The sequence below is a fragment of the Enterobacter sp. ZOR0014 genome (assembly GCF_000798855.1).
GTDB classification, from domain to species: Bacteria; Pseudomonadota; Gammaproteobacteria; order Enterobacterales; family Enterobacteriaceae; genus Enterobacter; species Enterobacter kobei.
On record NZ_JTLF01000189.1, the window covers coordinates 23,677 to 47,116 of the forward strand.

General features: G+C 55.2%; 20 protein-coding genes. 1 reads left to right on the forward strand and 19 read right to left on the reverse strand.

All coding sequences use genetic code 11. The features are described from left to right. Positions 1-12: 12 nt before the first annotated feature. From wcaL to L977_RS10165, 19 genes are all read right to left on the reverse strand, one after another. On the reverse strand, positions 13-1,233 hold the full coding sequence (gene wcaL / locus L977_RS10075) for a colanic acid biosynthesis glycosyltransferase WcaL (protein WP_023330877.1): 1,221 nt from the start codon (positions 1,231-1,233) through the stop codon (positions 13-15). Continuing rightward, entirely contained in the window at positions 1,230-2,510 is a 1,281-nt protein-coding gene (gene wcaK, locus L977_RS10080) for a colanic acid biosynthesis pyruvyl transferase WcaK (protein ID WP_023330878.1), read from the reverse strand. The genes wcaL and wcaK overlap by 4 nt, the downstream gene beginning before the upstream one ends. 17 nt (positions 2,511-2,527) lie before the next feature. After that, positions 2,528-4,006, reverse strand: a complete 1,479-nt coding sequence (wzxC, locus tag L977_RS10085; RefSeq protein ID WP_014884495.1) for a colanic acid undecaprenyl disphosphate flippase WzxC — start codon at positions 4,004-4,006, stop codon at positions 2,528-2,530. Position 4,007: 1 nt separating this feature from the next. Continuing rightward, positions 4,008-5,402 (reverse strand): undecaprenyl-phosphate glucose phosphotransferase, encoded by a 1,395-nt coding sequence (wcaJ, locus tag L977_RS10090; protein ID WP_014884496.1) that lies wholly within the window; start codon positions 5,400-5,402, stop codon positions 4,008-4,010. Between the two features lie 45 nt (positions 5,403-5,447). Continuing rightward, complete coding sequence (gene cpsG, locus L977_RS10095; RefSeq protein ID WP_032636056.1) at positions 5,448-6,818, reverse strand: colanic acid biosynthesis phosphomannomutase CpsG; 1,371 nt, start codon at positions 6,816-6,818, stop codon at positions 5,448-5,450. A gap of 111 nt (positions 6,819-6,929) precedes the next feature. Then, the gene (gene cpsB, locus L977_RS10100) at positions 6,930-8,366 is read right to left on the reverse strand and encodes a mannose-1-phosphate guanyltransferase (protein ID WP_014884498.1); all 1,437 of its coding nucleotides are present in this window, start codon (positions 8,364-8,366) and stop codon (positions 6,930-6,932) included. Positions 8,367-8,369: 3 nt separating this feature from the next. Next, the gene (gene wcaI / locus L977_RS10105; protein WP_047027443.1) at positions 8,370-9,593 is read right to left on the reverse strand and encodes a colanic acid biosynthesis fucosyltransferase WcaI; all 1,224 of its coding nucleotides are present in this window, start codon (positions 9,591-9,593) and stop codon (positions 8,370-8,372) included. Continuing rightward, positions 9,590-10,069 (reverse strand): GDP-mannose mannosyl hydrolase, encoded by a 480-nt coding sequence (locus tag L977_RS10110; protein WP_047625692.1) that lies wholly within the window; start codon positions 10,067-10,069, stop codon positions 9,590-9,592. The genes wcaI and L977_RS10110 overlap by 4 nt, the downstream gene beginning before the upstream one ends. A 2-nt stretch (positions 10,070-10,071) precedes the next feature. Beyond that, positions 10,072-11,037, reverse strand: a complete 966-nt coding sequence (gene fcl / locus L977_RS10115) for a GDP-L-fucose synthase (RefSeq protein ID WP_047625693.1) — start codon at positions 11,035-11,037, stop codon at positions 10,072-10,074. A gap of 2 nt (positions 11,038-11,039) precedes the next feature. Further along, positions 11,040-12,161 (reverse strand): GDP-mannose 4,6-dehydratase, encoded by a 1,122-nt coding sequence (gene gmd / locus L977_RS10120; protein ID WP_014884502.1) that lies wholly within the window; start codon positions 12,159-12,161, stop codon positions 11,040-11,042. Positions 12,162-12,185: 24 nt separating this feature from the next. Continuing rightward, positions 12,186-12,734: a colanic acid biosynthesis acetyltransferase WcaF gene (gene wcaF, locus L977_RS10125; protein WP_014884503.1), complete on the reverse strand. Its 549-nt coding sequence runs from the start codon at positions 12,732-12,734 to the stop codon at positions 12,186-12,188. Positions 12,735-12,749: 15 nt separating this feature from the next. Continuing rightward, positions 12,750-13,496, reverse strand: coding sequence for a colanic acid biosynthesis glycosyltransferase WcaE (gene wcaE / locus L977_RS10130; protein ID WP_023330882.1), 747 nt, complete (start codon positions 13,494-13,496; stop codon positions 12,750-12,752). 16 nt (positions 13,497-13,512) lie between these two features. After that, a complete protein-coding gene (wcaD, locus tag L977_RS10135) occupies positions 13,513-14,733 on the reverse strand; it encodes a colanic acid polymerase WcaD (RefSeq protein ID WP_014884505.1) in 1,221 nt (406 codons plus the stop codon). Further along, positions 14,708-15,925: a colanic acid biosynthesis glycosyltransferase WcaC gene (wcaC, locus tag L977_RS10140; RefSeq protein ID WP_014884506.1), complete on the reverse strand. Its 1,218-nt coding sequence runs from the start codon at positions 15,923-15,925 to the stop codon at positions 14,708-14,710. The genes wcaD and wcaC overlap by 26 nt, the downstream gene beginning before the upstream one ends. After that, positions 15,922-16,413: a colanic acid biosynthesis acetyltransferase WcaB gene (gene wcaB, locus L977_RS10145; RefSeq protein ID WP_014170825.1), complete on the reverse strand. Its 492-nt coding sequence runs from the start codon at positions 16,411-16,413 to the stop codon at positions 15,922-15,924. The genes wcaC and wcaB overlap by 4 nt, the downstream gene beginning before the upstream one ends. Beyond that, positions 16,413-17,255, reverse strand: a complete 843-nt coding sequence (gene wcaA / locus L977_RS10150) for a colanic acid biosynthesis glycosyltransferase WcaA (protein ID WP_014884507.1) — start codon at positions 17,253-17,255, stop codon at positions 16,413-16,415. Before wcaA ends, wcaB begins: the two co-directional genes overlap by 1 nt. A gap of 126 nt (positions 17,256-17,381) precedes the next feature. Beyond that, positions 17,382-19,544, reverse strand: coding sequence for a tyrosine-protein kinase Wzc (gene wzc / locus L977_RS10155; protein ID WP_014884508.1), 2,163 nt, complete (start codon positions 19,542-19,544; stop codon positions 17,382-17,384). 2 nt (positions 19,545-19,546) lie between these two features. Then, positions 19,547-19,990: a low molecular weight protein-tyrosine-phosphatase Wzb gene (gene wzb / locus L977_RS10160; RefSeq protein WP_014884509.1), complete on the reverse strand. Its 444-nt coding sequence runs from the start codon at positions 19,988-19,990 to the stop codon at positions 19,547-19,549. Positions 19,991-19,996: 6 nt separating this feature from the next. Further along, on the reverse strand, positions 19,997-21,136 hold the full coding sequence (locus L977_RS10165; protein ID WP_014884510.1) for a polysaccharide export protein: 1,140 nt from the start codon (positions 21,134-21,136) through the stop codon (positions 19,997-19,999). A gap of 693 nt (positions 21,137-21,829) precedes the next feature. On the opposite strand from L977_RS10165, the gene L977_RS10170 reads away from it, so the two are divergent. Beyond that, on the forward strand, positions 21,830-23,413 hold the full coding sequence (locus L977_RS10170; RefSeq protein ID WP_023330884.1) for a TerC family protein: 1,584 nt from the start codon (positions 21,830-21,832) through the stop codon (positions 23,411-23,413). Positions 23,414-23,440: the final 27 nt, after the last annotated feature.

Here is a 23,440-nt window from a genome sequence, read left to right on the forward strand (position 1 = left end):
ACAACCTCGGCGTTACAGCGTTTGCAGCAGGCTCGCTAACTGGCGATTAATCACCTGCTGGTTAAAATCGGTTTCTACTTTTTGTCTGGCATTGTGAAGCACGGGCTCCAGCGCCTGCTGGTCGATGTCGCTGAAGGCCGCTAACCGGTCAGCAAGGGCCATCGCGTTATTCTCCGGCACCAGCCAGCCGGAATGGTCAGATTTAATCAGCTCCGGGATCCCGCTGTGCAGGGTCGATACCACCGGAATACCCACGGCCATCGCCTCCATCAGCGCCACCGGAATGCCTTCCATGTCACCATCGGCGCCCGTCACGGAGGGCAGCAGGAACACGTCCGCCTCATCGAGCATGGCCTTAACTTCATGGCTCGGCTTAAAGCCCGGCATCTCCACGACATCGTCCAGCTGATACTGTTCGATAAGCGTGCGCAGACGACGTTCCCACGGCCCAATGCCGAGAATGCGATAGTGGAACGCCACCCCGCGCGCTTTTAGCTGACGGCAGGCCTCAATGGCCACATGCAGACCTTTCTTTTCGGTCAGACGTGCCACAGAGATGATCTGTAGCGGTTTTCCCGGCACCTTCACCGGACGACGCGTAAAGCGCGTTAAATCGACGCCCATGCGCGAAACGGCAATCTTCTCACCCGGGCAGCCCATACTTTTCAGGCGTCCGGCCCACAGGTCGCTGATGGGCAGCATCATGTCACCGCGGCGGAAAAGCTGCTGATACTCTGGCGTATAGTGGTTCAACACTTCACGGCTTGAGATGTCGATTCCGTGGAAAATAGTCGCAATCTTGCCGTCTATTACCCCCAGTTCGCGCAGCTTCGCGGCAGTGACACCCGCCGGGCCGAAGTGGGCGATAAACACATCGGCACGATACGGCTGCGCCGTTTGCCCGCAGATGGCCGACAGGATCAGATTGCGAGATTCGGACCCATAGCGGGAAACATTCAGCGCCCGCCAGGTCTGCGGCCGATGGATCCCGCGTAAGGTCTGGCTGGCCCGGTGGCGCAGCTTGCTCAACTTCCCGGAAGGCTCATCCTGCAGCCAGCGGGTTTTCGCCTCCAGCCCATACTGGGTATAGGCCGCATGGGTGTTTTGGGTATCGCCCTTTTGCAGGGCGATAATCTCCACGTCATATCCCATATCGATAAACGCGGTAATTTGGTTCAGCACAAAGGTCTCGGACGACAGCGGAAATTTCAGTAAGAAGAAACCAACCTTCATTTCCCCTCCCGTACGCGGTCGAGTACCGATTTCACCATGCCAATGCCCTTCTCGCGCTCGGCTTTCACCGCCACGGCCAGCCGTTCGTTGATGGCGGGCAGTTGACCCAGCGTGTCCCCCACCATCGCACCAAGCGAACCATCCAGCAGATGACGGATATCCACGGCCATTTCCGGCATGCCAAGCTGCTGCATAATCCCGGCGGATTTGTGTTCGTAGTTAATGGCGATGGCCGGCGTACCGAAGTTCATGGAGATAATGGCCGAATGCAGGCGGGTGCCGACGGTCAGGTCACAGGCGCCGAGCAGCTTGCCCATTTCAAGGTCGTTCAGCTCATCCATCACAACGTGATAACGGGACGGATCGTTAACCAGGTTGCGCAGGTTCAGCGCCACCATGCGGTCATCTTTGTTGTAGCTGTCGATGCCGGTACAGGTGGAAAGCGCCAGTACCTGATAGCCGCTGTCCAGCACGCGGTTTACCACGTCGGCAAAGGCTTTCTCATACGCCGCCTGGGTGGTGCCTAGGCGTTTATCAAAGGGAGCCAGTTCACGCAGCGTGATGGCGACCGTTTTTTGTTTTGCCGCCACGTCCAGCCAGTGCTGTACCGCGTAGCTTGCCTGGAAGCTGTCGTCCTGATGATCCACCAGCCAGGCGGTGTCCACGCCGTGTTCTACTTTAGACGTGTCAATTTCGCTGCGCTTCATCATATCCAGACTCACCGACTCACGCAGGATCAGCGCGTCGCAGTGCCCAAAGACATAGTTCGCCAGCTGGTTGAACTGCGGATCCTGGAAAGGTCCGACGCTGTGGCCAATCATAAACAACGGCTTTTTGGCCATAAACGTGCAGAGCGCATGTTCAAACTGCGGTACGCCGTAGAGATCGACGAAGAACGAACCGCCAACCTGAATAATCGCGTCGTAGCCGGACAGCAGCCGCACGAAATCGGTAAAGCCCTGCGCAATCGCAATGTTGCGCAGCTTGCCGGTATCCGTCACGCGGGAAAGCAGCACCTGGTGCTGGTAGCGACGACGCAGGACTTTCTTCACCCGCCCCATCACGCCTGCGGCGTTGTTATGCTGTTTCATCTGGCTGTAGAGCGGGTCGCCCATTACCGGGCGGTTCAGTAACCAGGATGAGCTGACCGGATAACGGCTCATCACGTCCACTTCGGTCTCAGGCTTAAGGGTGTTAATTGCATCCAGTAAACCGCGCAGGATGGCGCTGTCGCCACGGTTGCCGCAGGTATGGTTGCCAAGAATTAATAATTTCATAATGGCCTCTTAAATAACTAGCCTGCGCGAAGCAGCGTTTTCATTTTTTCGTTACGGCAAAACTGGCGCTTCATTTCGACCACCAGCGCATTGCGTGACAGCACAATCATCACGCCAAATGCCAGCGCGCCGGCGGCCACCTGCACCGCCAGCAGTGCGGCCAGCGGCAGATGGCCGCGAAGGATAATGCCCAGACCGTAGCTCACAGCCAGGGTTGGCAATGAGAGGTAAAACGGCAGCCACAGACTCAAAATGTACTGACGGTAGCTGGAGCCCAGCACCGGCTTAATCATGATGAAGTAGCTCAGAACGGTATTGACTACCTGCACCAGCAGGAAGCCCAGCGTGACGCCGATGGCGCCCGCCATATGGCCGCCGACGATAATTGCCGGGATAAACAGGAAGGTTTTGAACACGTTGAACTTGAAGCTGATATCCACCCGAGCCTTCGCCATCAGCAGCGAACCAATCGGATTCCCCACGGAGCGCAGCAGCCCCACCACGCAGAGCAATTGCAGGATCGGGATAATGCCGTTCCACTTCTCGCCAAACACCAGCGGTACGAAGTTGCTCGAGACCACCATCAACCCCAGCAGCACCGGGAAGTTGATGATCCCTACCACGGACAGCAGCTTGTAAAAATTAACGCGCAGCTTTTCGGTATCGTCCTGAATCTTGGCAAACGCCGGGAACAGGACGCGGGTGATAATCGGGTTCAGCTTCATCGGCGGCACCACCGCGACGTTGTAGGCCAGGTTGTAGCCCCCCGCGACGCTCGCCCCAAGAATACGTGCCAGCACCAGCGTTGAGAGGTTGGTATTCACGTAGTTAATGATGCTGTCCGCCGTCAGCCACGCGCCAAAGCGCAGGTTAGACGAGACGGACGCGAGAGAGAAATGCAGCCCCGGGCGATAAATTTTGCGGCCAAAATAGCCAAACAGCAGCGTACGCACGGCGGAGTTGACCAGGTAACCGAGGATGGCGGTCATCGCCAGCGGCCAGAAATGGGCGCTGACCACGGTGAAGGTAAAGCCCGCCAGCACGGCGCTGGTTTCGATCATGCCGATTTTGTTGAACTCCAGCTCTTTCTGCATCAGCGCGCGGAACTGCTGCCCGTGTGGGATCACCACGAAGGCAAAGGACAATGTGCGCATCAGCGGGGCGAGATCCGGGTTGTGCAGCACGCTGGCGATAGTACCGCTCAGCAGAAAGACCAGCACAAATACGAAAATACCCAGCCCCACATTCAACCAGTAGAGCGTGGTCAGCTCGAGATGGCTAATCTCTTTACGCTGGATAATCGAGTTGGCGATACCAAAGTCCGACAGCGTGTCGGCCAGCGCGATAATCACCAGCGAGACGGTCAGCAGGCCGAACTGGTGATTATCAATAATGCGCGCCAGCACCGTCATCTGCACCAGGCCGAGGCCAATGATGACGATGGTCGCCATCGCTGACCACTTGGCGCCGCTGATGGTTTTTTCACGTAAGCTCATCTTAGTACGCCGCTTTGTTCACGAAGCCTTTGAAAATGGTCAGAAAAACAATCTTGATATCGAACCAGAGACTCCACTCGCGGATGTACTCCAGATCGAACTCGATGCGTTTTTCCATTTTTTCCAGCGTGTCGGTTTCACCGCGCCAGCCGTTGATCTGCGCCCAGCCGGTGATGCCCGGCTTCACCTTATGGCGCAGCATGTAGCCTTCAATCAGCGAGCGGTACTGCTCGTTGTGCGCCACGGCGTGCGGACGGGGGCCAACAATCGACATGCCGCCGGTAAAGACGTTGATAAACTGCGGCAGCTCGTCCAGCGAGGTGCGTCGCAGGAAGTTCCCCACGCGGGTGACGCGCGGATCGTTCTGCGTCGCCTGGGTCACCACCTTGTCGTTCTCCATCACCTTCATAGAGCGGAATTTCCAGACCATGATCGGCTTGCCGTCCATGCCGTAGCGGGTCTGACGGAAAATGACCGGGCCGGGGGAGCTAAGCTTCACCGCCAGAGCGATGCAGCACAGTACCGGGGAGATGAGGAGTAAAATCAGCGAAGAGAGCACGATATCCTCCACGCGCTTGAGCACGCGGTTAATGCCCGACAACGGCGTATCGTACAGCGGTACCACCGGCACGCCGTTCACCTCTTCAATACGGGAATGCAGAATGTTGAAGGTAAACACATCCGGGATGAGGATCACCGAGCAGGTGGTATCCGCCAGCTCGCGCATCAGCTGCTTAATGCGGGATTCGTCTTTCATCTGCATGGCGATATAAACGTTGTGAATTTTTCCGGCTTTCGCGTCTTCAATCAGCTGGACGTAATTCCCCGCCCAGTCCGACGGCACGCCGCCCGGTTTCGCGTCGTGATAAATACCCACCACTTCAAACCCTAACCACGGCTCTTTGCGGAAGCTCTCGAGCAGAACCCTTCCAACCGGTAAATCCCCTGCTACCGCCACAAAGCGACGGTTATAGCCGCGGTTACGCAGCCAGCCCGCGCCAAAGCGGATCAGGGAGCGGCACACCACCATGCCGACGCTGGTCAGCAGATACCAGCTGAGATAGGTCACGAGGCGATTATCGAAATCATGGCTGAACGCTACCAGGCCCGCGCTGAAGATCAGACTCAGGGTCCAGTTCTGCAGCAACAGCATCAGTTCGGTAGTCATTTTCACGCCGCGCCACGAGCGGTAGAAATCGGTCATCCCGCCGATCATCTGAAACACGACCAACGCAATCAGCGCCATCAGCAGATGCATATATAAAAACGGCAGCCCGCCGATCCGACACACCGCCCACAGTCCGCCGACCATGATGGTGATATCAGAAAAACGCTGCACCATAGAGATTAACGATGCATTCGTTCTCGCTCGTTCGCGTTTTTTTAGATTCGTCATCGTTGTTCCTGTATTCGGTTTCCCCTCCTCCCGGAGGGGCAATTGTTACTGATTCAACAGCGCCAGAATGTCCTTCGTTCGGGCTTCCATCAGCGCCGTATCCGCGCGGGATTCCACGTTCAGGCGCACCACCGGCTCGGTATTAGAAGAGCGCAGGTTAAAGCGCCACTGTGGAAACGCCATGCTGATGCCGTCGGTGCGGTCAACTTCCAGCGCGTGAATGGCAAAGTGTTGCTCCACGCGGGCAATCGCCTCGGCGGGCTGCGCCAGCTTGCTGTTGATCTCCCCGCTCGCCGGGAACGCCGCCATGCGGTCGCGCACCAGCTCACCCAGCGTTTTCCCTTTCAGACACAGGAGTTCAGTCACCAGCAGCCACGGGATCATCCCGCTGTCGCAGTAGGCAAAATCACGGAAGTAGTGGTGGGCGCTCATCTCGCCGCCGTAGATAGCGTCTTCTTCACGCATGCGCTCTTTGATAAAGGCGTGACCGGTTTTGGACATCACCGGCGTGCCGCCTGCCGCTGACACCACATCGACGGTGTTCCAGGAAAGACGCGGGTCATGAATGATTTTCGCACCCGGGTTTTTCTCAAGGAACGCTTCCGCCAGCAGGCCGACAATGTAGTAGCCCTCGATGAACTGCCCTTTCTCGTCGAACAGGAAGCAGCGGTCGAAATCGCCGTCAAAGGCAATGCCCATATCCGCGCCGTGCTCAATCACCGCGTTACGGGTGTCGTCGCGGCACTCCGGCAGCAGCGGGTTAGGAATACCGTTCGGGAAGTTGCCGTCCGGGGTGTTGTGCACTTTGATGAAGGTCACCGGCACGTTCAGCGCTTTAAAGCGGGCTTCCAGGGCATCCACCACCGGGCCGGCCGCACCGTTACCGGAGTTGATGACCAGCTTCAGCGGCTTGAGGTTCGCCACGTTGATGTAGCCCAGCAGGTGATCGATATACTCTTTTTGCAGGTTAATTTGCTTATAGCTGCCGCGTTTCGCGTCGTTTACCGGCGGGAAATCGTTGGCTTCCGCCAGACGCTGCACGTCGCGCAGGCCGGTGTCGCCGCTGATAGGACGCGCACCTTTGCGCACCAGCTTCATGCCGTTGTAGTCCATCGGGTTGTGGCTGGCGGTCACTTCAATACCGCCGTCCACGCCCAGGTGGAAGGTGGCAAAGTAAATCTCTTCGGTCCCGGAAAGTCCGATATCCAGCACGTCCACGCCCGCGTCCTGCAACCCTTTCGCCAGCGCCAGCTTCAGGGATTCACTGGTCAGACGCACGTCGCCGCCCAGCACGATGGTCTGCGGCTTCAGGTATTCGCCATAGGCGCGGCCAATGCGCCACGCGATATCTTCATTCAGCTCTTCGCCCAGCTTGCCGCGAATATCGTAGGCTTTAAAACAGGTTAATTTTTCCATGATGACCCCTTTTTCAGGCAACAGTCGGCCCTGACCACTAAATGGCCAAATTGATTTTTTTGTCATTCGTAGGCCCGGCAAGCGCAGCGCCACCGGGCGTATTGCAGAGTGCTACACCCGGCCGTAGCGATCCTGGAAGCGCACGATATCGTCCTCTTCCAGATACGAGCCGGAGCGCACCTCAATTAAATCGAGAGGAATTTTCCCCGGGTTCTCCAGACAGTGCGTGGCCCCCAGCGGAATATAGATGGACTCGTTTTCACCCAGCAGTTTGACTTCACCGTCGATGGTGACTTTAGCCGTGCCTGCCACCACGACCCAGTGCTCGGCGCGGTGATGGTGCATCTGCACAGACAGCCCTTCGCCCGGCTTCACGGTAATGCGTTTCACCTGATAACGCTCACCTGCATCGATGGAGTCATATTTGCCCCACGGACGGTACACTTCGCGGTGAATGTGGTGTTCGTGTCGGCCATCGGCCTTGATTTGCTCGACCACTTTTTTAACGTCCTGCACGGCGTTACGGTCGGCAATCAGCACGGCGTCTTTGGTCTGGACAACCACCAGATCTTTCACCCCGACCGTGGTCACCAGGCCGGACTCGGCATAGACGTAGCTGTTTTCCGTTTTGTGGCTAATGACATCGCCGTGATGGACGTTACCCTCCGGGGTATGGGCGCTGATCTCCCACAGTGAGGACCAGGAGCCCACATCACTCCAGCCCGCATCCATCGGAACCACAACGGCGTCGGCCGTGCGTTCCATCACCGCATAGTCAATGGACTCTTCCGGGCAGGCGAGGAACGCCTCCTCATCCACGCGGATGAAGTCGAGATCCGGGTCCACCACTGCCATCGCCTTCTCACAGGCATTCAGAATATCCGGACGGTATTTGCGCAGCTCTTCCAGATAGCGCCCGGCACGGAACAGGAACATCCCACTGTTCCAGTAGTACTCACCGCTGGCGACGTAGGCCTGAGCGGTTTCCAGATTCGGTTTTTCGACAAACTGCGCCACATCAAACGCCACGCTGTCGCCTTCGCCAGGCGTCACATTACCGCGGCGAATATAGCCATAGCCGGTTTCTGGCAGATCCGGCACGATGCCGAAGGTCACAAGTTTGCCGCTTTCGGCGTAAGGGATCGCTGCACGCACCGCCTCGCGGAACGCCTCTTCCTGCTGGATAACGTGGTCTGCCGCCAGCACCAGCATCAGCGGGTCACAGTCAGGACTGCTGCGTTTTGCCGCCAGCGCCGCGAGGGCGATAGCAGGCGCGGTATTACGTCCGGCAGGCTCCAGAATGATGTTTTCTGTGAGTTTATTCAGCTGGCGCAGCTGCTCGGCAACAATAAAGCGGTGCTGTTCGTTACAAATCACCACCGGGCTTTCACACTCCACACCGTGCAGACGGTTTACCGTCGTCTGCAGCATGGTGAGGTCACCCTTCAGGCACAGAAATTGTTTTGGATAAAGCACGCGGGACAGTGGCCACAACCGGCTCCCGGATCCACCCGCCATTACGACCGGATACAAAGTGGTTTGACTCATGATTTATCCCCGTATATCTGCAATAAATTGACTCAGCACGTTCTCTTTCTCGAGCGTGCGTTCGGCATATTCACGTGCCACCGTGTTCACTTTTGGCATGGCAAGTGCCTGTTCAATGCCGGAGACCAGTGCCGGGACCGATTCCGGTTCGACGCACACGGCAATCCCCGGATAGCTGTCACACAGCTGGCCTAATTCAGTTTCGGCTTCTGCCGTGATCACCGCGTTGCCGCCCACCGCCAGAATATTTGTCAGCTTGGAAGGCAACACCGCATCCGCCGCGCCACGTTTTTGTACCACCAGATGGCAGTCGCCCATCTTCAGCAGCGCAGGTAACGCCTCGTAAGACTGAAGCGGGAAGAATTTCACGTTGCTCAGGCCGCGTTCGCTGACCATCTTTTCCAGCCGCGCTTTCCCGCCGCCCTGCCCGACAATCACAAACATCCACGGATGCTCGTTAAGCTGCTGAGCCGCTTCAATCACGCTTTCCAGCCCTTGCTTTTCGCCGATGTTGCCTGAGTAAAGAATGATTTTTTGGTCTTCAGGCAAACCGAGTTGGGCGCGTAGCGTCTGAGCGTCCTGCTCCGTCACGTCGCGAAAACGCGCCACTTCGGACCAGTTCGGGAAGAAGATCACCTTCCGGGCAGGTACGCCCTTCTCTTGCGCCTTGTTCATCATCGAGCGTGAGATGGTCGAAACGTAATCCACGTTATGCAGACCGCTACGCTCAAAGGCGCTGGCGAGCTTCGCCACTTTTCCACCCTTGCCTTTGCCTGCCATCCCCAGGCCCAGCATGGCGTCCACTTCATAATCCTGTATGTGCAGCAGGGTGCGTGCGCCGGAGAGTTTGCCCAGCAGGCGCATGCCCGGCGTGCAAAACAGCGTCGGCACCACACCAATGATGCGATCCGGCTTCCAGCGACGCTGCGCCATCAGCGGGAAAAAACTGCTCAGGGCAAAGCTGCCGAGATGCAGTAGCCGTTTCAGCGTCGAGGGCTGCTTAGGTACATAAAGCGGGCAGCGCCAGACGGTTGCCGCCCCCTCTTCACGACGGTAGCGCCAGCTTGAGTAGCGCTCACCGACTTTCCATTCCGGGTAGTACGGCGGCGCGGTAATGACCCGCACGTCATGTCCCTGGCTCGCCATCCACTCGACCATCTCGCCGGTATATTTTCCGATACCGGTTAATTCCGGCGAGTAGTTAATTCCGTATACGAGGATTTTCATATGCCTGGCACCTCGGCCTGACGATCCGCCAGGAAATACGCCCGACTGTTGTCATGGACGTTCTCGCTTGCCAGAAGCGCCTCCGGTGCCAGCCAGCGGTAGTCGTCATGCTGAGCATCAGGCAGACGCAGGTCTGCCTGAGTCACCTTCAGGCGGAACCCCAGCACGATGTAGTGCGTGGTGAACCCGGTGCCTGAAAAGTTATCGTCATAGAAGTGCTGCCAGACCCCGTAAAACCGGCCCGCCGCCATCGGCAGCTGGAGGCCCAGTTCCGCCAGAGTGAGACGCTCAAACGCATCATGAAGCGTCTCATCCTTCTGCACGCGCCCGCCGGGCACGAACCAGAAGCCCTGTGCAGGACGGTTGGTTCGTTTCCCCAGCAAGAACTCGCCGCGTTCGTTCTCCACGATCAAATCAATCGAGATGAGCGGAGTGGAACGCACCACCGTGGCAAAATCTTCCTGACTTAAAAACATCGTTACCCCCGGAAGCGGTGCTGGTTTTCCAGGAACCACTGGTAGGTGCTGGCCAGCCCCTGCTCCAGTGATACCTCGTGATACCAGCCCAGCTGATGCAGACGGGTCACGTCCAGCAGTTTGCGCGGCGTGCCGTCCGGTTTCGTCGCGTCAAACACCACGCGGCCTTTGTAGCCCACCACCTGCGCGATGGTTTGCGCCAGCTCGCGAATGGTGCAGTCCACGCCGGTTCCCACGTTGATGTGCGACAGCATCGGCTCGGTGTTCTCCTGCCACACTTCGCGATCCAGCTCCATCACGTGAATGCTGGCGGCAGCCATGTCGTCCACGTGCAGGAATTCGCGCATCGGCGTGCCGCTGCCCCACACCACCACATCCGGTGCGTTCTCGGCGGTCGCCTCGTGGAAGCGACGCAGCAGCGCCGGGATCACGTGCGAGTTGCTCGGGTGGAAGTTGTCGTGCGGTCCGTACAGGTTGGTCGGCATCACCGAGCGATAGTCGCGGTTGTACTGACGGTTGTAAGATTCGCAGAGCTTAATCCCGGCAATCTTGGCAATCGCGTAAGGCTCGTTGGTTGCCTCCAGCGTGCCCTGCAGCAGTTCGCTTTCCGCGATCGGCTGTTTTGCCATTTTCGGGTAGATGCAGGATGAACCGAGGAACAGCAGCTTATTCACGTTGTGCAGGTGCGCCGCGTGAATGATGTTGCTCTCAATCATCATGTTCTCGTAGATGAAATCCGCCGGGTAAGTGTTGTTGGCGACAATGCCGCCCACTTTCGCCGCCGCCAGATACACCTGGTCAATGTGTTCGTTAGCAAAGAAGTCCTGCAGCGCACGGCTATCGAGCAGGTTCAGCTCATTGCGCGTGCGGACAACCACTTCTACGTCACCGCGCTGTTCCAGCTGGCGAACAATCGCGGAACCCACCATTCCGCGATGACCGGCGACAAAAATACGTTGTTTTGTCATTCTCAGGACTCCAGCGCGATGGCAACCTCGTAGCCATGAGACTTGAGCAGGGAGTGTTTTTTCGCTGCTTCAAGATCTTTGGCGACCATCTCGGAAACCATCTCCTGCAGAGTGATTTCTGGTTTCCAGCCCAGTTTCTCGTGCGCTTTGGTTGGGTCACCCAGCAGGGTTTCCACTTCAGCAGGACGGAAGTAACGTGGGTCAACCTGAACAATGACGTCGCCTGGTTTCACGCCTGGCGCATCATGGCCGGTTACGGAAACAACGATACCTTTCTCTTCCACGCCGGTACCTTCGAAGCGCAGCTTGATGCCCAGCTGTGCAGCGGCCATCTCAACGAACTGACGTACGGAGTATTGAACGCCGGTTGCGATCACGAAGTCTTCTGGCTGTTCCTGCTGCAGCATCATCCACTGCATTTTCACGTAGTCTTTCGCATGGCCCCAGTCACGCAGGGAGTCCATGTTGCCGAGGTGCAGGCACGATTCCAGACCCTGGGCGATGTTCGCGATAGCGCGGGTGATTTTACGGGTAACGAACGTTTCACCGCGACGTGGGGATTCGTGGTTGAACAGAATGCCGTTACAGGCATACATGCCGTAGGATTCACGGTAGTTCACGGTGATCCAGTAGGCGTACAGTTTTGCGACCGCATACGGAGAACGTGGGTAGAACGGCGTGGTCTCTTTCTGTGGGATTTCCTGCACCAGACCGTAAAGCTCAGAGGTAGAGGCCTGATAGAAACGGGTTTTCTTCTCCAGACCCAGGAAGCGAATCGCTTCCAGCAGACGCAGAGTACCCATGGCGTCAACGTCAGCGGTGTATTCCGGGGATTCGAAGGAGACCGCCACGTGGCTCATCGCGCCCAGGTTGTACACTTCATCCGGCTGCACTTCCTGCAGGATACGGGTCAGGTTGGAGGTATCGGTCAGGTCGCCGTAGTGCAGGTGGAATTTCGGGTTTGCCGCGTGAGGATCCTGATAAATATGATCGACACGTTCGGTGTTGAACGAAGAGGCACGACGTTTAATACCGTGTACTTCATACCCTTTTTCCAGCAGGAACTCTGCCAGATAAGAACCATCCTGCCCGGTAACGCCGGTGATGAGAGCGACTTTAGACATGTTTATATTCCTCTACTTATGAATTTAATCAGTTTCAACGCGTTCGCGTATCACCACTGCGGGGTTGCCACGGCAAACTTTATTTGCCGGTAGCGATTTAAAAACGCTGCTGCGGGCACCCACTACCGTGCCATCGCCAACAGAAACACCTGGTGCAACAAAAACATCCGTTGCCAGCCAGCATTTTTCACCAATCACAATAGGCGAAGCGGTAATATCAAAATGCTGACTCATAAAATCGTGGCTGCCGGTGCACAAATAACACTTCTGTGACACCACCGAATTTGCGCCAATCGTAATTTCGCCAAGGGTATATAACACCACGTCATCCCCTACCCAGGCGTAATCCCCAAGCGTTAATTTCCAGGGGTAGGTAATTTTTACCGAAGGTCGAATGACTACGTTTTTTCCGATTTTTGCGCCAAACAGACGCAATAAGAATGCTCGCCAGCGGTACAATATTTGTGGTGACCAGGCAAATAACGTTGCCTGAACGGCCCACCACAGCTGCACTTTAATACCGTTGCCGCCCCGAAAGCCTTTCGGCACGGAGAAACCCTTCAAATCCTGCATTGCGTTTCCTTATATTCAGGCTTTGTTATATAAGGTTTTCGTTTTACCTGTCGTCCGCAGGCGCAATAAATAAGACAATTCCGCCCAGAACCCCGGCACGCGTAATATTTTGCGCTGCACGTTTTTGGCATCCTGGCACAATTCCAGATTATTCGATGTTGACACGCCACCCATTGAGAATTCAGAGACCAGCCCTTTAATTCGGCGGAACGGATAGCCTGATTTATACAGGCTGGCGGCCAGGGCATAATCCGATGACACTTTATACTGCAAATCGTATGGCTGTTTTTTCAGACCGTTTACCGGGAAGAAAATGGCCTGATGGCTGGCGGGCAAACTGTGGTAGATATACCAGCCTGGCTTTGCGCTGCGGCACACTTTATGCCCATCACCAAAATCAAGCAGTGCATCGCCAATATACATGGCCTCCTCTTTCTGACGCGCCAGCTGACGGGCAAACAGCGCCACGTCATCATGGAAAACATCGCCAGAATTGAGGAAGATGGCATAACGACCCTGGGCCATGTTAATGCCCTTGTTCATCGCATCGTAAATGCCTTTATCTTTCTCGCTGATGTAACGTAAGTTGAACTCACCGTTGAGTTTTTCCAGAAACTCCGCCGTGCCATCGTTCGAGCCGCCGTCGACCACAATCCACTCAAAAGTGAGGCTTGGATCGCGCGCCAGGTTGCGCAGCGAGCGCCAGGTTTTTACCACCCCTTCGTAATTACGAAAAGCGACAGTAATGACGCTAAGAAACATAAATCACCTCATTTCGTCATACGTTCGTAATATTAAGCGCTTTGCGCAAAATAAACGGACAGACAATCAAGAAAGCATATTCCGGGCTAAATATTGACCCGGTAAAAAACAGCGACACCGGTGTAAACAGATAAAGTTGCACGCGAAAGTTCTGGTTATCACCAAACGCGTTAATCATCATTTTGAAAACTTTAAACAGATACCACAGCGTCAACAGTACGGCGAACCACGAAAAATAAATAATTAACAGATACAGACCATTGTCTATGGTTTTACCGACATCCGCACCGTTAAAGATTCCGAATGATGCAACATATTCGTAAAGTGAGCCGAATCTTACTACACCATCAATATGGGTTAAGGAATAACCCACCATCACCAGCGGACCAATGATGCGATAATAGGACGATGAGCCTTCTGTTCCCAAATCTCCCAGACGTTCTGAGATGTACGGGAACGCAAATATCACGCCGACCAAAAATACCGTCAGGGAGATAATCGCCAGCGGCAGTTTTTTCTTAATCGCATCTTTGTTCAGGTACTGGAACGCCCACTCCAGCAGGTAAAACAGGATAAATGTCATTACCCCTGAGAACGATCCAGACAGAACAATTCCTGCAAGAATCATAGCATCGGTCTTAGGTGTTTTGATACCAAACTGTTTGATGCTGAGCCAAATTGAGATTAACGCCAGAGCGAAGAACGCCGGTTCAAAATAGAGCGCCGTGGTACGCTTTCCGCCAAACTTAATGAAGTTCAATACATAGCTGTTGCTGTAAATGAGATATTTCGAAATTATCTCCATCAGGCTGCTGCCACCGGTGAGAATAATTTGCGCCATTTCCAGTGCAGCAAGCATAACAATTAACGCAACGGCAATATAAAAGAACCTGAGGATTTTCCGATAATTGTGCGGAGAAATCGTTTTAAACCGAATACTCCAGACCATGCCGATAATAATGACAATATAGACAAACAGCATGGTGGAGGTGACGTATTTACTGGCATCCAGCGACTGGCCAAAGATGTAGTTAAACAGCGTCAGGCCCGTGCCCAACCCCAGGGCAATCATCAGCTTCTTCAGGTTGATTTTATCGACATACAGCAGAAGCAGAACGGGCAAGAAGGTGACGATGGTTATCGGGAAGCTTTCGCCAAGCTGGGCAATTTTGACGTTGACCAGCAGGTAGATCAGCGGCAGCAGCAGATAACTACAGATTCTGATAGAACGAGACATACTCCTCCAGCATCTGTTGTCCACTGTAGGCCTTGCGGCTGCGGTTGCGGAACGATTCCAGGTCAGTGCCAAAAACAGTCTCAGCGATCTGCGCTTTCGGCATCTGCACCAGCGGCAGCACTTCCCCTTCCGAGAACGTTTTACCGCCCGACTTTTCCAGCACTTCACGCGCGGCATCGCTGTGGGTGGCAATCACCGGCACGCCGATGGAAAGCGCTTCGCAGAGGATCAGCGGGTAGTTATCCACGCGGGAGCTGAACACCAGCGCATCCATGCCGTTCAGCGCGCTCATCAGTTTGCGCTTGTCGGTTTCAAACCCGTGGTTCACGACGTTCGCCCCTTCGAACGGGGAAAACTTGCCGAAGGTATGCAGTTCAATCTTGTCACCGAGCGCCATCATGTCGCGCACCAGCTGCTGGTTGGTTTTGCCGTCGTAACGCAGGTCATGCGCAACGATGGCGATTTTCGGTTTACCCGCGGTGTCCGCCACCGGCGTCAGCTCCGCCAGAATGGCTTCCGTCGCCACGTCGATACCGTTGTTGATAATCTGGCAGCGCCCTGCCCCGTAAAGGCTGTTGAAGGCATCGGCCACGTGCTGGCTCGGGGAGATAAACGTGCAGCCGAGCGAGAGCATGTCGCGGAACAGTTTGCGCTTGCCGGTTACCAGCTGGTGAGCACGATCCACTTTCACCGGCGGGTAGTTGCTTAACGTCGGGCATTTCTGGCAGTTATCTTTCCAGCCTTCGCAGCCATCGGTAAAGGCACAGCGTCCGGTCACGCTCCAGTGATCGTGCAGCGTCCAGACGAAGCGTGTATCAGGCTTGTGCGCCTGCACCTTCTGACAAAACGCCACCACCTCTTCCAGATTCAGCCAGTAGCTGTGCAGGACGTGGAAATGCAGCACAACCGGGCCCGTGGTTCGGGTCACAGTGCGATAAAGATTATTCAGGTTGCCAAACAGATCGCGGTTAAACAGGCGGAACAAGGCAATGTTGGCCATCGAGGTCAGACGCGGCGTGTGCTTTTGCACCTGCGGGAAGTTATCGTGACTGACGCTTTTCTTGCCGCCTTTGCCGTAGCCATAAATAAAACGAGACTGAAGTCCTTTTTGCAGTGCGCGCTGGTGCAGATCCAGGGCCACGCCTGCCGCTCCGCCTTCAGCGAGGCGGACGTTAAATTGCAGAATGTTCATTTAATCACCTTCACGCGGGCCTTTTCTCCCACCACCAGCGCGTTGTCCGGAATGCTGTCCAGCACCACGCTGCCCGCACCAATCGTCACGTTGTTACCGATGGTAATGTCACCAATGATCACCACGTTCGCGCCCAGCTCGACGTTATTGCCGATAACCGGGCAGGCCAGGCTGTCTGGCCCTCGGTTGCCAATGGTGACCGCATGACGAATGGTGAAATCATCCCCGGCGACCACGAACTTATTGATCACCACCGCATAGCCGTGGTGAATGGTAAAGCGGCGGCCAATGGTGGCAGCGGCCTGAATTTCATAACCAAAAAAGCATTCAGTAATAATGCGGTACAGCACCAGAACCGGCGCTGCCCAAAGGTTGTTCAGCACGTTTTTCTTACGCCACACCGAACAAAAATGCGCGATACGGTACGCCAGGACCATGCAGCATGGGCGCAGGCTCCAGCTGTTTGCGCGGCAATCTTCAAGAAACATTATTTCCCCCGAAGTCCATCAGCCAGACGTTTGCCGTTACGGACGGACAGCAGCGTCAGCAGCGTGCGCCAGTTCATGCGCTTATTGCGGATCTGATAGAGGGTAAAGAGCTGATACTTCCGGCTGGCACGGTCGAACTTGTCCTTGTGCTTGCGGTAAAAATGGAAGTAGCCCGAGAACTTCTTCGGCGAGGAGGTAATTTGCATCTCCCCGTGATTGATGTGCAGGATCTGCGTGGCCTCTTCAACTTTCCACGGTTCGCCATACTCAACCACCATCCGCAAGAAGATGTCGTAATCCTGTGCGGCTTTCAGTTCGGTATCGAACAGGCACTCCTTAAAGCGCCATGCCCAGGTGAAAACCTGATTGCCGATAATATTGCGCTTGTAGAACAGGCGGCGAGAATAGGGTGATTTCGGGTACAGCGGCAGGCTGGCAGGCTGCGAATAAACTTCACCCTGACAGACATAGTCGTTGGCATACAGGAACGCATGCGTCACCAGCTGTGCTTTATGTGAAAGAAAGACAGACAGTCGGTTCGGGGTCCATTCGTCATCGTCGTCGATGCCGGTCAAATACTGCCCTTTGGCCTGCATAATCGCCTGGTTACGCACCGCGCATGCCCCGGAGTTAATCGGGTTATGGGTGTACATCACGCGCGGGTCATTGAGATCGGTGACAAATTTTTGCAGCTGTTCATACGAAGAAGAACAGTCATCCACGATGATCAGTTCCCAGTTGTCATAATCCTGACGTAACACCGACTTGATTGCGCGGATCGCCAGCTGCTGACGATTCCATGTCGGCATATAGATAGAAATCAAAGGGCGTTGTGTGGTCATTTCTTTCTCCTACCCCTCACCCCGGCCCTCTCCCCTGAGGGGATAGGGTGAAAGCGGCACCGAACAGTCCCCTCTCCCCTCAGGGGAGAGGGTTAGGGTGAGGGGTGTAAGGGTATGTTTTGGCTGTTATTTACTGTCAGACTTATATTCGTACTCGTAATAACCGTAATCCTGATACCCGGTCGCGCGGCGGAAGATGGAGTTCAGGATCACCCCTTTCACCTCAATCCCGTTCTGCTCGAAGCGGCTCAGGCTGGTTTCCACTTCTTTCAGGGTGTTCACCGCGTAACGTGCCACCATCAGGGTGGTACCCGCATGGCGACCTACCACGGCGGCATCGGTCACGGCCAGAATCGGCGGCGTATCGATCAGCACCAGGTCATAGTGTTTGCTCGCCCACTCAATCAGCTGGGTGAAGCGTTCGCTCATCAGCAGTTCCGACGGGTTAGGCGGTATCTGACCACGTGGGATCAGATCGAATCTCGGAATCGAGGTCGGCTTGGCGCTCTGGCTAATCTCCCCCTGCCCCAGCAGGATTTCCGACAGACCGTTAACGTTGTTGGTGCCCAGCAGCTCGTGGGTATAACCCTTGCGCATATCGCAGTCGATCAGCAGCACGCGTTTGTTGGTCTGGCTGACGACGGCCGCCAGGTTGGCGCAGACAAAGGTCTTACCGATTGACGGACTGACACCGGTTAACATCAGGACGTTGTTTTTGGCCTGCATCATGGCGAAGTGCAGGCTGGTACGCAGGCTACGTATCGCTTCAATCGCCAGGTCCGTCGGGTTACCCACGGCCAGCAACTGGCTCTGTTTGTATCGCTTAACGCCTTTAATGGTTTTGACGCTGTCACGGGATTTTTGCCACTCGGAAAGCGGGATGCTGGCATAGACGTTGATACCACTCTCTTCCAGCGCCTGCGGGCTTTCGATTCCGCGGTTGAACAGCGAGCGCAGCAGCACACCGACAATGGAGAGCATCAGGCCGAGAATAATGCTGCCGAGAACGATCAGCGCTTTCTTCGGCTTCAGCACGCCCGGCTGGGTAATCGCCGGGTCGACGATGCGCACATCACCCACGGTACTGGCTTCGGTGATTTTCAGCTCCTGCTGTTTGTTCAGCAGCTGCATGTACACCTGCTGACCGGATTCCACGTCGCGGGTCAGACGCACAATTTCCTGCTGCGTTTTCGGCATCGCGGTCACGCGGTCGTTCAGCTTCGCCTTCTCTTCTTCCAGCGTGCGACGTTTTTCCAGCAGCGTCCGGTAGGCCGGGTGGCGTTTGGTGTACAGCTTGGAAATCTCCGCCTCTTTGAAAGTCAGCTCGTTGAGCTGGGCGTCGATGTTAACCATTGAATCAAGAACAGACTTCGCCTCCAGCGGCAGGTCAACAGAGTCTTTATCCTGACGGTAAGCGTTCAGTTTATTCTCGGCATCATCCAGACGGGCCCGCACTTCCGGGAGCTGTTTAGCAAGGAAAGCCAGGCTTTTCGCCGCTTCCGCCGACTTACGCTCAACGTTCTGCTCAAGATAGTTGCGGGTGATGCTGTTCAGGATGTCGCGGATTTGATCTTTATCTTCACCGGTAAAGGTCATGCTCAGCACGCCGGTGTCCTTACCGTTTTCAGTCACGGTGAGGTTGTTTTGCAGATTGTTGATCATTCCCAGCGTGGAGAATTTGGTCACGGTGAACTCGCCGCCCTCCTGGGCATGAATGGCGCTCACCATCATGCTGACGCCATCTTTCGTCAGCATCTGGCCCACTTCGCCGCGCGCGCTGAATCCCGCATCGCTGGTCAACTGGTACTGTTTCGGACCCAGCACCGTCAGGGTAAAGGTTTGATCGCCCGCCCCTTTCGGCAGCACAAAGTCAGTCACCTTTACCGTATCGTTGCTTCGTCCCATCAGTCGATCCCAGCCGGCACCAAAGATTGGGAAGGTATTTTTGGTGACGGAGATATCGAGACCGAGGTCGTGAACCGTTTTCCCCAGTACCAGACGTGACTGAATCAGCTGAATTTCAGCGTCGGATGCCGGTGGTTTGTTCGCCAGCGCAGAGCCAATATCCTGCACCAGCGAGTTGCCGGTATTTTGCTCAATCTGCACCAGCGCGTCGGCGCTGTAGATAGGCGTGGCGAACAGCGTGTAGACGACGGCTGCCGCGGCAAACACAGCGGTAATGCCAAGCACCCACCACTTTGCCTCGATAACCGTGCCGACCAGGCGACCAATATCAATTTCATCACTGCCCGAAGTCGGGGCGGCAGAAGGTCTTGTTTTTTCTGTCATTGTTATCCCTGCTGAGCTTTCAGTGCCTGCGCCCACTGTTGGGCAGACTGGTCAAGTAAGGTGTAAACCGCCTCGAAGGCCTCATGGCTTTTGCGATACGGATCGGGGATTTCGCGTTCATTGTCCCAGTGACCAAACAGCATCACCTTGCCGCGCATCTCCGGTGCGATATCGCATAGCGCATGAATATGGCGTTTTTCCATTGCCAGGATCAGGTCATATTCCCGGCACATGCGGCCGGTGACCTGGCGGGCAATATGCCCGTCAAGGGAGAGGTTATGATCGCGGGCCACGCTCGTTGCGCGCTCATCGGCCGCTTTACCGACCAGCGCGCCAAGGCCTGCGGACTCGACGGTCAGTTCAGGCTGGTAGTGTTTCAACAACCGCTCTGCCGTCGGGGAACGGCAAATGTTCCCTACGCATACCACCAGAATTTTGTTAAACATCGCGGATTACCAGGTATGAATGTCGCGCGCCGTATCCGTCATGTAGCGAACGCCACTGATGGTTGGCAGCAACTGGTTGATCAGACGGTTCCAGCGGGCAACCGGCGCGGTAGTGACATACACCACATCGTATGGCTGGAGGCGGAACGACGTTGCCATCACCAGCGAGGTGGCGTCGGACATATCGAGCTGGTAAATGTTGGCAATCTTGCCTTTGTTGCTGGCGTCGTCCTTAAGTGGGCGAATCACGAAGATGCCGCTGGCGTTGGAGGAGGTCAGATCGATGCCTTCCGCATTGCCCAGCGCTTCGGTCAGCGTCATGCCGCTGAAGTCCATTTTGAGGGTGCTCTGTTTCTTCACTTCACCCATCACGAAGACTTTCAGATCGTCATTGCGCGGTACGTAGAGAATATCGCCCGGATAGAGCAGGCGGTTCTGGGTCAGATCGCCGTTTTGCATCAGCGCCTGCAGTGAGATGCGCTGCTCTTTGCCGTTGTGGGTCAGGACCACGTTGCGCCAGTCGGCACCGTCGGTTAACCCGCCTGCGGCGTTAATGGCATCCAGAACGGTTAACGGTACGTTGGTGATGGCCTGCTGGCCGGATTTATTGACCTGGCCGGAAATGTAGGCTTTTTGCGAGCGGAATGCGGCAATATTAACGTCCACCTGCGGATCGGCGATGTACTGCGCTAAGCGGCCGGTAATATCACTCCGGATCTCGGCAAGGGTTTTCCCGGCAACATGGACTTTACCAATGTAGGGGTAGAACATCGTGCCATCTGACTGTACCCAGTTCCCGGTGTCGCTTGAGCTACGATACTGGCCCGCTGGCGTGGTCAGTTCGGGGTGGTCCCAGACGGTCACGTTGATCACGTCACCCGGCCCCACGCGATACTGATAAGCGGCGATTTCCTGGTCCAGAGACATATTCGGCTGAGCAACATTCGGACGTGGGCGTAATTGTTCGACCAGACGTGGCGTAAGTGGATAAACATTCACCATTTTGTCGAGATCAAAATCGGCATCCTGTTGCTTGATCACATCCTTACCCATTGTTGACATATTGCTGCCGGGAAAGACCGTGCAACCACTCATCAAGGTCACAGACACCAATAATGGCATCAATTTCATTTTGGATTTCATCATTGATTATTTATCACTTTGGCAGAGTAATTATCCTGTGCAATTTAAATAAGCTTGGGTCGTATTGGGTTTCAGCATGCAGTTAATCAAATAGAAATATAACTGGCATCAGTCCTAAAAAAAGCTTATTCATCCATTGGCTATTGACAGAATAACCGAGGCTGATTCACACGCTTTCAGGCACGCTACCGCCCTTGGCTTTCAGTTACCAATCCACTGACTAAACAATGTGTTATGGATAGACACCCTCTTGAGCAAGGCCTTCTGGAAATATATCAGCCGGGTGAGACACCCAACGGATAATGAATAACCATCCCGGAAGACCAAAACAAAAATAGCAACAACAAGATTTAACATTTGATGCTGGGAGAATTGTTGCAGCTAACCTAATAGCAGGCAAGGAGACAACTGTCCTAATATCTGTTTTTAAGATTAATATTAAGAGCAAAGTTTTGACCTTTTAGGATTTTCTTTATATTGACAAGGCGGGAGTAAAAACCATTATCTGCGATATATCCTAAAATGTTCTCTTTATAATTAAATATACGTATTTTGCTTATTTACACCCCGATGAGTTTGCTCTCTTTTAAGCGTTTCGTATTAAGAGAAATCTCAGCCCGGCATTGCAATTTTCCCCGGCTTTATCCATGATCGAAGTGTGACAATCGTCATATAACAGAAGGTATTGCTATTACTATGGAATGGATTGCCGATCCATCAATCTGGGCCGGGCTGGTGACGCTGGTCGTCATCGAATTAGTGCTCGGGATTGATAATCTGGTCTTTATTGCCATCCTCGCTGAAAAACTGCCCCCTTCCCAGCGCGATCGCGCGCGCGTAACGGGCCTGCTGCTGGCGATGGTGATGCGTTTACTGTTGCTGGCCTCTATCTCCTGGATGGTCACACTCACGCAACCGCTGTTCTCCGTTCACGGCCTCAGCTTTAGCGCCCGCGATCTGATCATGCTCTTCGGCGGGTTGTTCCTGCTGTTCAAAGCCACGGTAGAGCTCAATGAACGGCTCGAAGGTAAAGACAGCGAGAACCCGACCCAGCGACGTGGCGCGAGATTCTGGCCGGTGGTAGCGCAAATCGTGGTGCTGGATGCCGTCTTCTCCCTGGATTCGGTGATCACCGCCGTCGGGATGGTGGACCATCTGGCCGTTATGATGGCAGCGGTGATTATCGCCATCACGCTGATGGTGATGGCGAGCAAGGCACTCACCCGCTTTGTGAACAGCCACCCGACCATCGTGATCCTCTGCCTGAGCTTCCTGCTGATGATTGGCTTTAGCCTGGTGGCCGACGGTTTTGGCTTCCACATTCCGAAAGGCTATTTGTACGCCGCCATTGGTTTCTCCGTCATGATTGAAGCGCTTAACCAGCTGGCGATATTTAACCGCCGCCGCTTCCTTTCCGCTAATCAGACCCTGCGTCAGCGCACGGCCGACACCGTTATGCGCCTGCTGAGCGGTAAAAAAGAGGATGCAGAGCTGGACGCCGAATCTGCTGCCATGCTGGCCGATCACAGCGACGGGCAGATCTTTAACCCGCAGGAGCGCCTGATGATTGAGCGAGTGCTTAACCTTAATGAGCGCACGGTCAGCAGCATCATGACTTCCCGGCATGACATTGAGCATATCGATCTCACCGCCCCCGAAGAGCACATCCGCGCCCTGCTGGATAAAAACCAGCACACGCGCGTGGTGGTGACCGGCGGTGAAGAGGAAGAAGAATTACTGGGCGTCGTGCACGTTATCGACCTGCTCCAGCAGCAGCTGCACGGGGAGGCGCTCAATCTGCGCGCCCTGGTACGCCAGCCCCTGGTCTTCCCGGAAGGATTGCAATTGCTCTCTGCCCTTGAGCAATTCCGAAATGCGCGAACGCACTTTGCCTTTGTGGTGGATGAGTTTGGTTCGGTTGAAGGGCTGGTCACGCTCAGCGACGTGATGGAAACCATTGCCGGTAATTTGCCAAACGAAGTGGATGAGATTGATGCCCGCCATGATATTCAGAAAAACGCCGACGGCTCGTGGACGGCCAACGGCCATATGCCACTGGAAGACCTGGTGCAGTATGTGCCGCTGCCGCTGGATGAAAAGCGGGAGTACCACACCATCGCGGGCCTGCTGATGGAATACTTACAGCGTATCCCGCAGCCAGGTGAAGAGGTTCAGGTGGGTGACTATCGGCTTAAAACGCTGCAGATTGAAAACCATCGCGTGCAGAAAGTGCAGCTCATTCCACTGCGGGATGAGGAAGAACTGGATTTTGAGGTGTAAAAAAGCCGGGTGGCGCTGCGCTTACCC

Coding starts and splice junctions, on each gene's coding strand:
- wcaL (WP_023330877.1), bottom strand. CDS start 1,233: ATGAAGGTTGGTTTCTTCTTACTGAAATTTCCGCTGTCGTCCGAGACC.
- wcaK (WP_023330878.1), bottom strand. CDS start 2,510: ATGAAATTATTAATTCTTGGCAACCATACCTGCGGCAACCGTGGCGAC.
- wzxC (WP_014884495.1), bottom strand. CDS start 4,006: ATGAGCTTACGTGAAAAAACCATCAGCGGCGCCAAGTGGTCAGCGATG.
- wcaJ (WP_014884496.1), bottom strand. CDS start 5,402: ATGACGAATCTAAAAAAACGCGAACGAGCGAGAACGAATGCATCGTTA.
- cpsG (WP_032636056.1), bottom strand. CDS start 6,818: ATGGAAAAATTAACCTGTTTTAAAGCCTACGATATTCGCGGCAAGCTG.
- cpsB (WP_014884498.1), bottom strand. CDS start 8,366: ATGAGTCAAACCACTTTGTATCCGGTCGTAATGGCGGGTGGATCCGGG.
- wcaI (WP_047027443.1), bottom strand. CDS start 9,593: ATGAAAATCCTCGTATACGGAATTAACTACTCGCCGGAATTAACCGGT.
- L977_RS10110 (WP_047625692.1), bottom strand. CDS start 10,069: ATGTTTTTAAGTCAGGAAGATTTTGCCACGGTGGTGCGTTCCACTCCG.
- fcl (WP_047625693.1), bottom strand. CDS start 11,037: ATGACAAAACAACGTATTTTTGTCGCCGGTCATCGCGGAATGGTGGGT.
- gmd (WP_014884502.1), bottom strand. CDS start 12,161: ATGTCTAAAGTCGCTCTCATCACCGGCGTTACCGGGCAGGATGGTTCT.
- wcaF (WP_014884503.1), bottom strand. CDS start 12,734: ATGCAGGATTTGAAGGGTTTCTCCGTGCCGAAAGGCTTTCGGGGCGGC.
- wcaE (WP_023330882.1), bottom strand. CDS start 13,496: ATGTTTCTTAGCGTCATTACTGTCGCTTTTCGTAATTACGAAGGGGTG.
- wcaD (WP_014884505.1), bottom strand. CDS start 14,733: ATGTCTCGTTCTATCAGAATCTGTAGTTATCTGCTGCTGCCGCTGATC.
- wcaC (WP_014884506.1), bottom strand. CDS start 15,925: ATGAACATTCTGCAATTTAACGTCCGCCTCGCTGAAGGCGGAGCGGCA.
- wcaB (WP_014170825.1), bottom strand. CDS start 16,413: ATGTTTCTTGAAGATTGCCGCGCAAACAGCTGGAGCCTGCGCCCATGC.
- wcaA (WP_014884507.1), bottom strand. CDS start 17,255: ATGACCACACAACGCCCTTTGATTTCTATCTATATGCCGACATGGAAT.
- wzc (WP_014884508.1), bottom strand. CDS start 19,544: ATGACAGAAAAAACAAGACCTTCTGCCGCCCCGACTTCGGGCAGTGAT.
- wzb (WP_014884509.1), bottom strand. CDS start 19,990: ATGTTTAACAAAATTCTGGTGGTATGCGTAGGGAACATTTGCCGTTCC.
- L977_RS10165 (WP_014884510.1), bottom strand. CDS start 21,136: ATGATGAAATCCAAAATGAAATTGATGCCATTATTGGTGTCTGTGACC.
- L977_RS10170 (WP_023330884.1), top strand. CDS start 21,830: ATGGAATGGATTGCCGATCCATCAATCTGGGCCGGGCTGGTGACGCTG.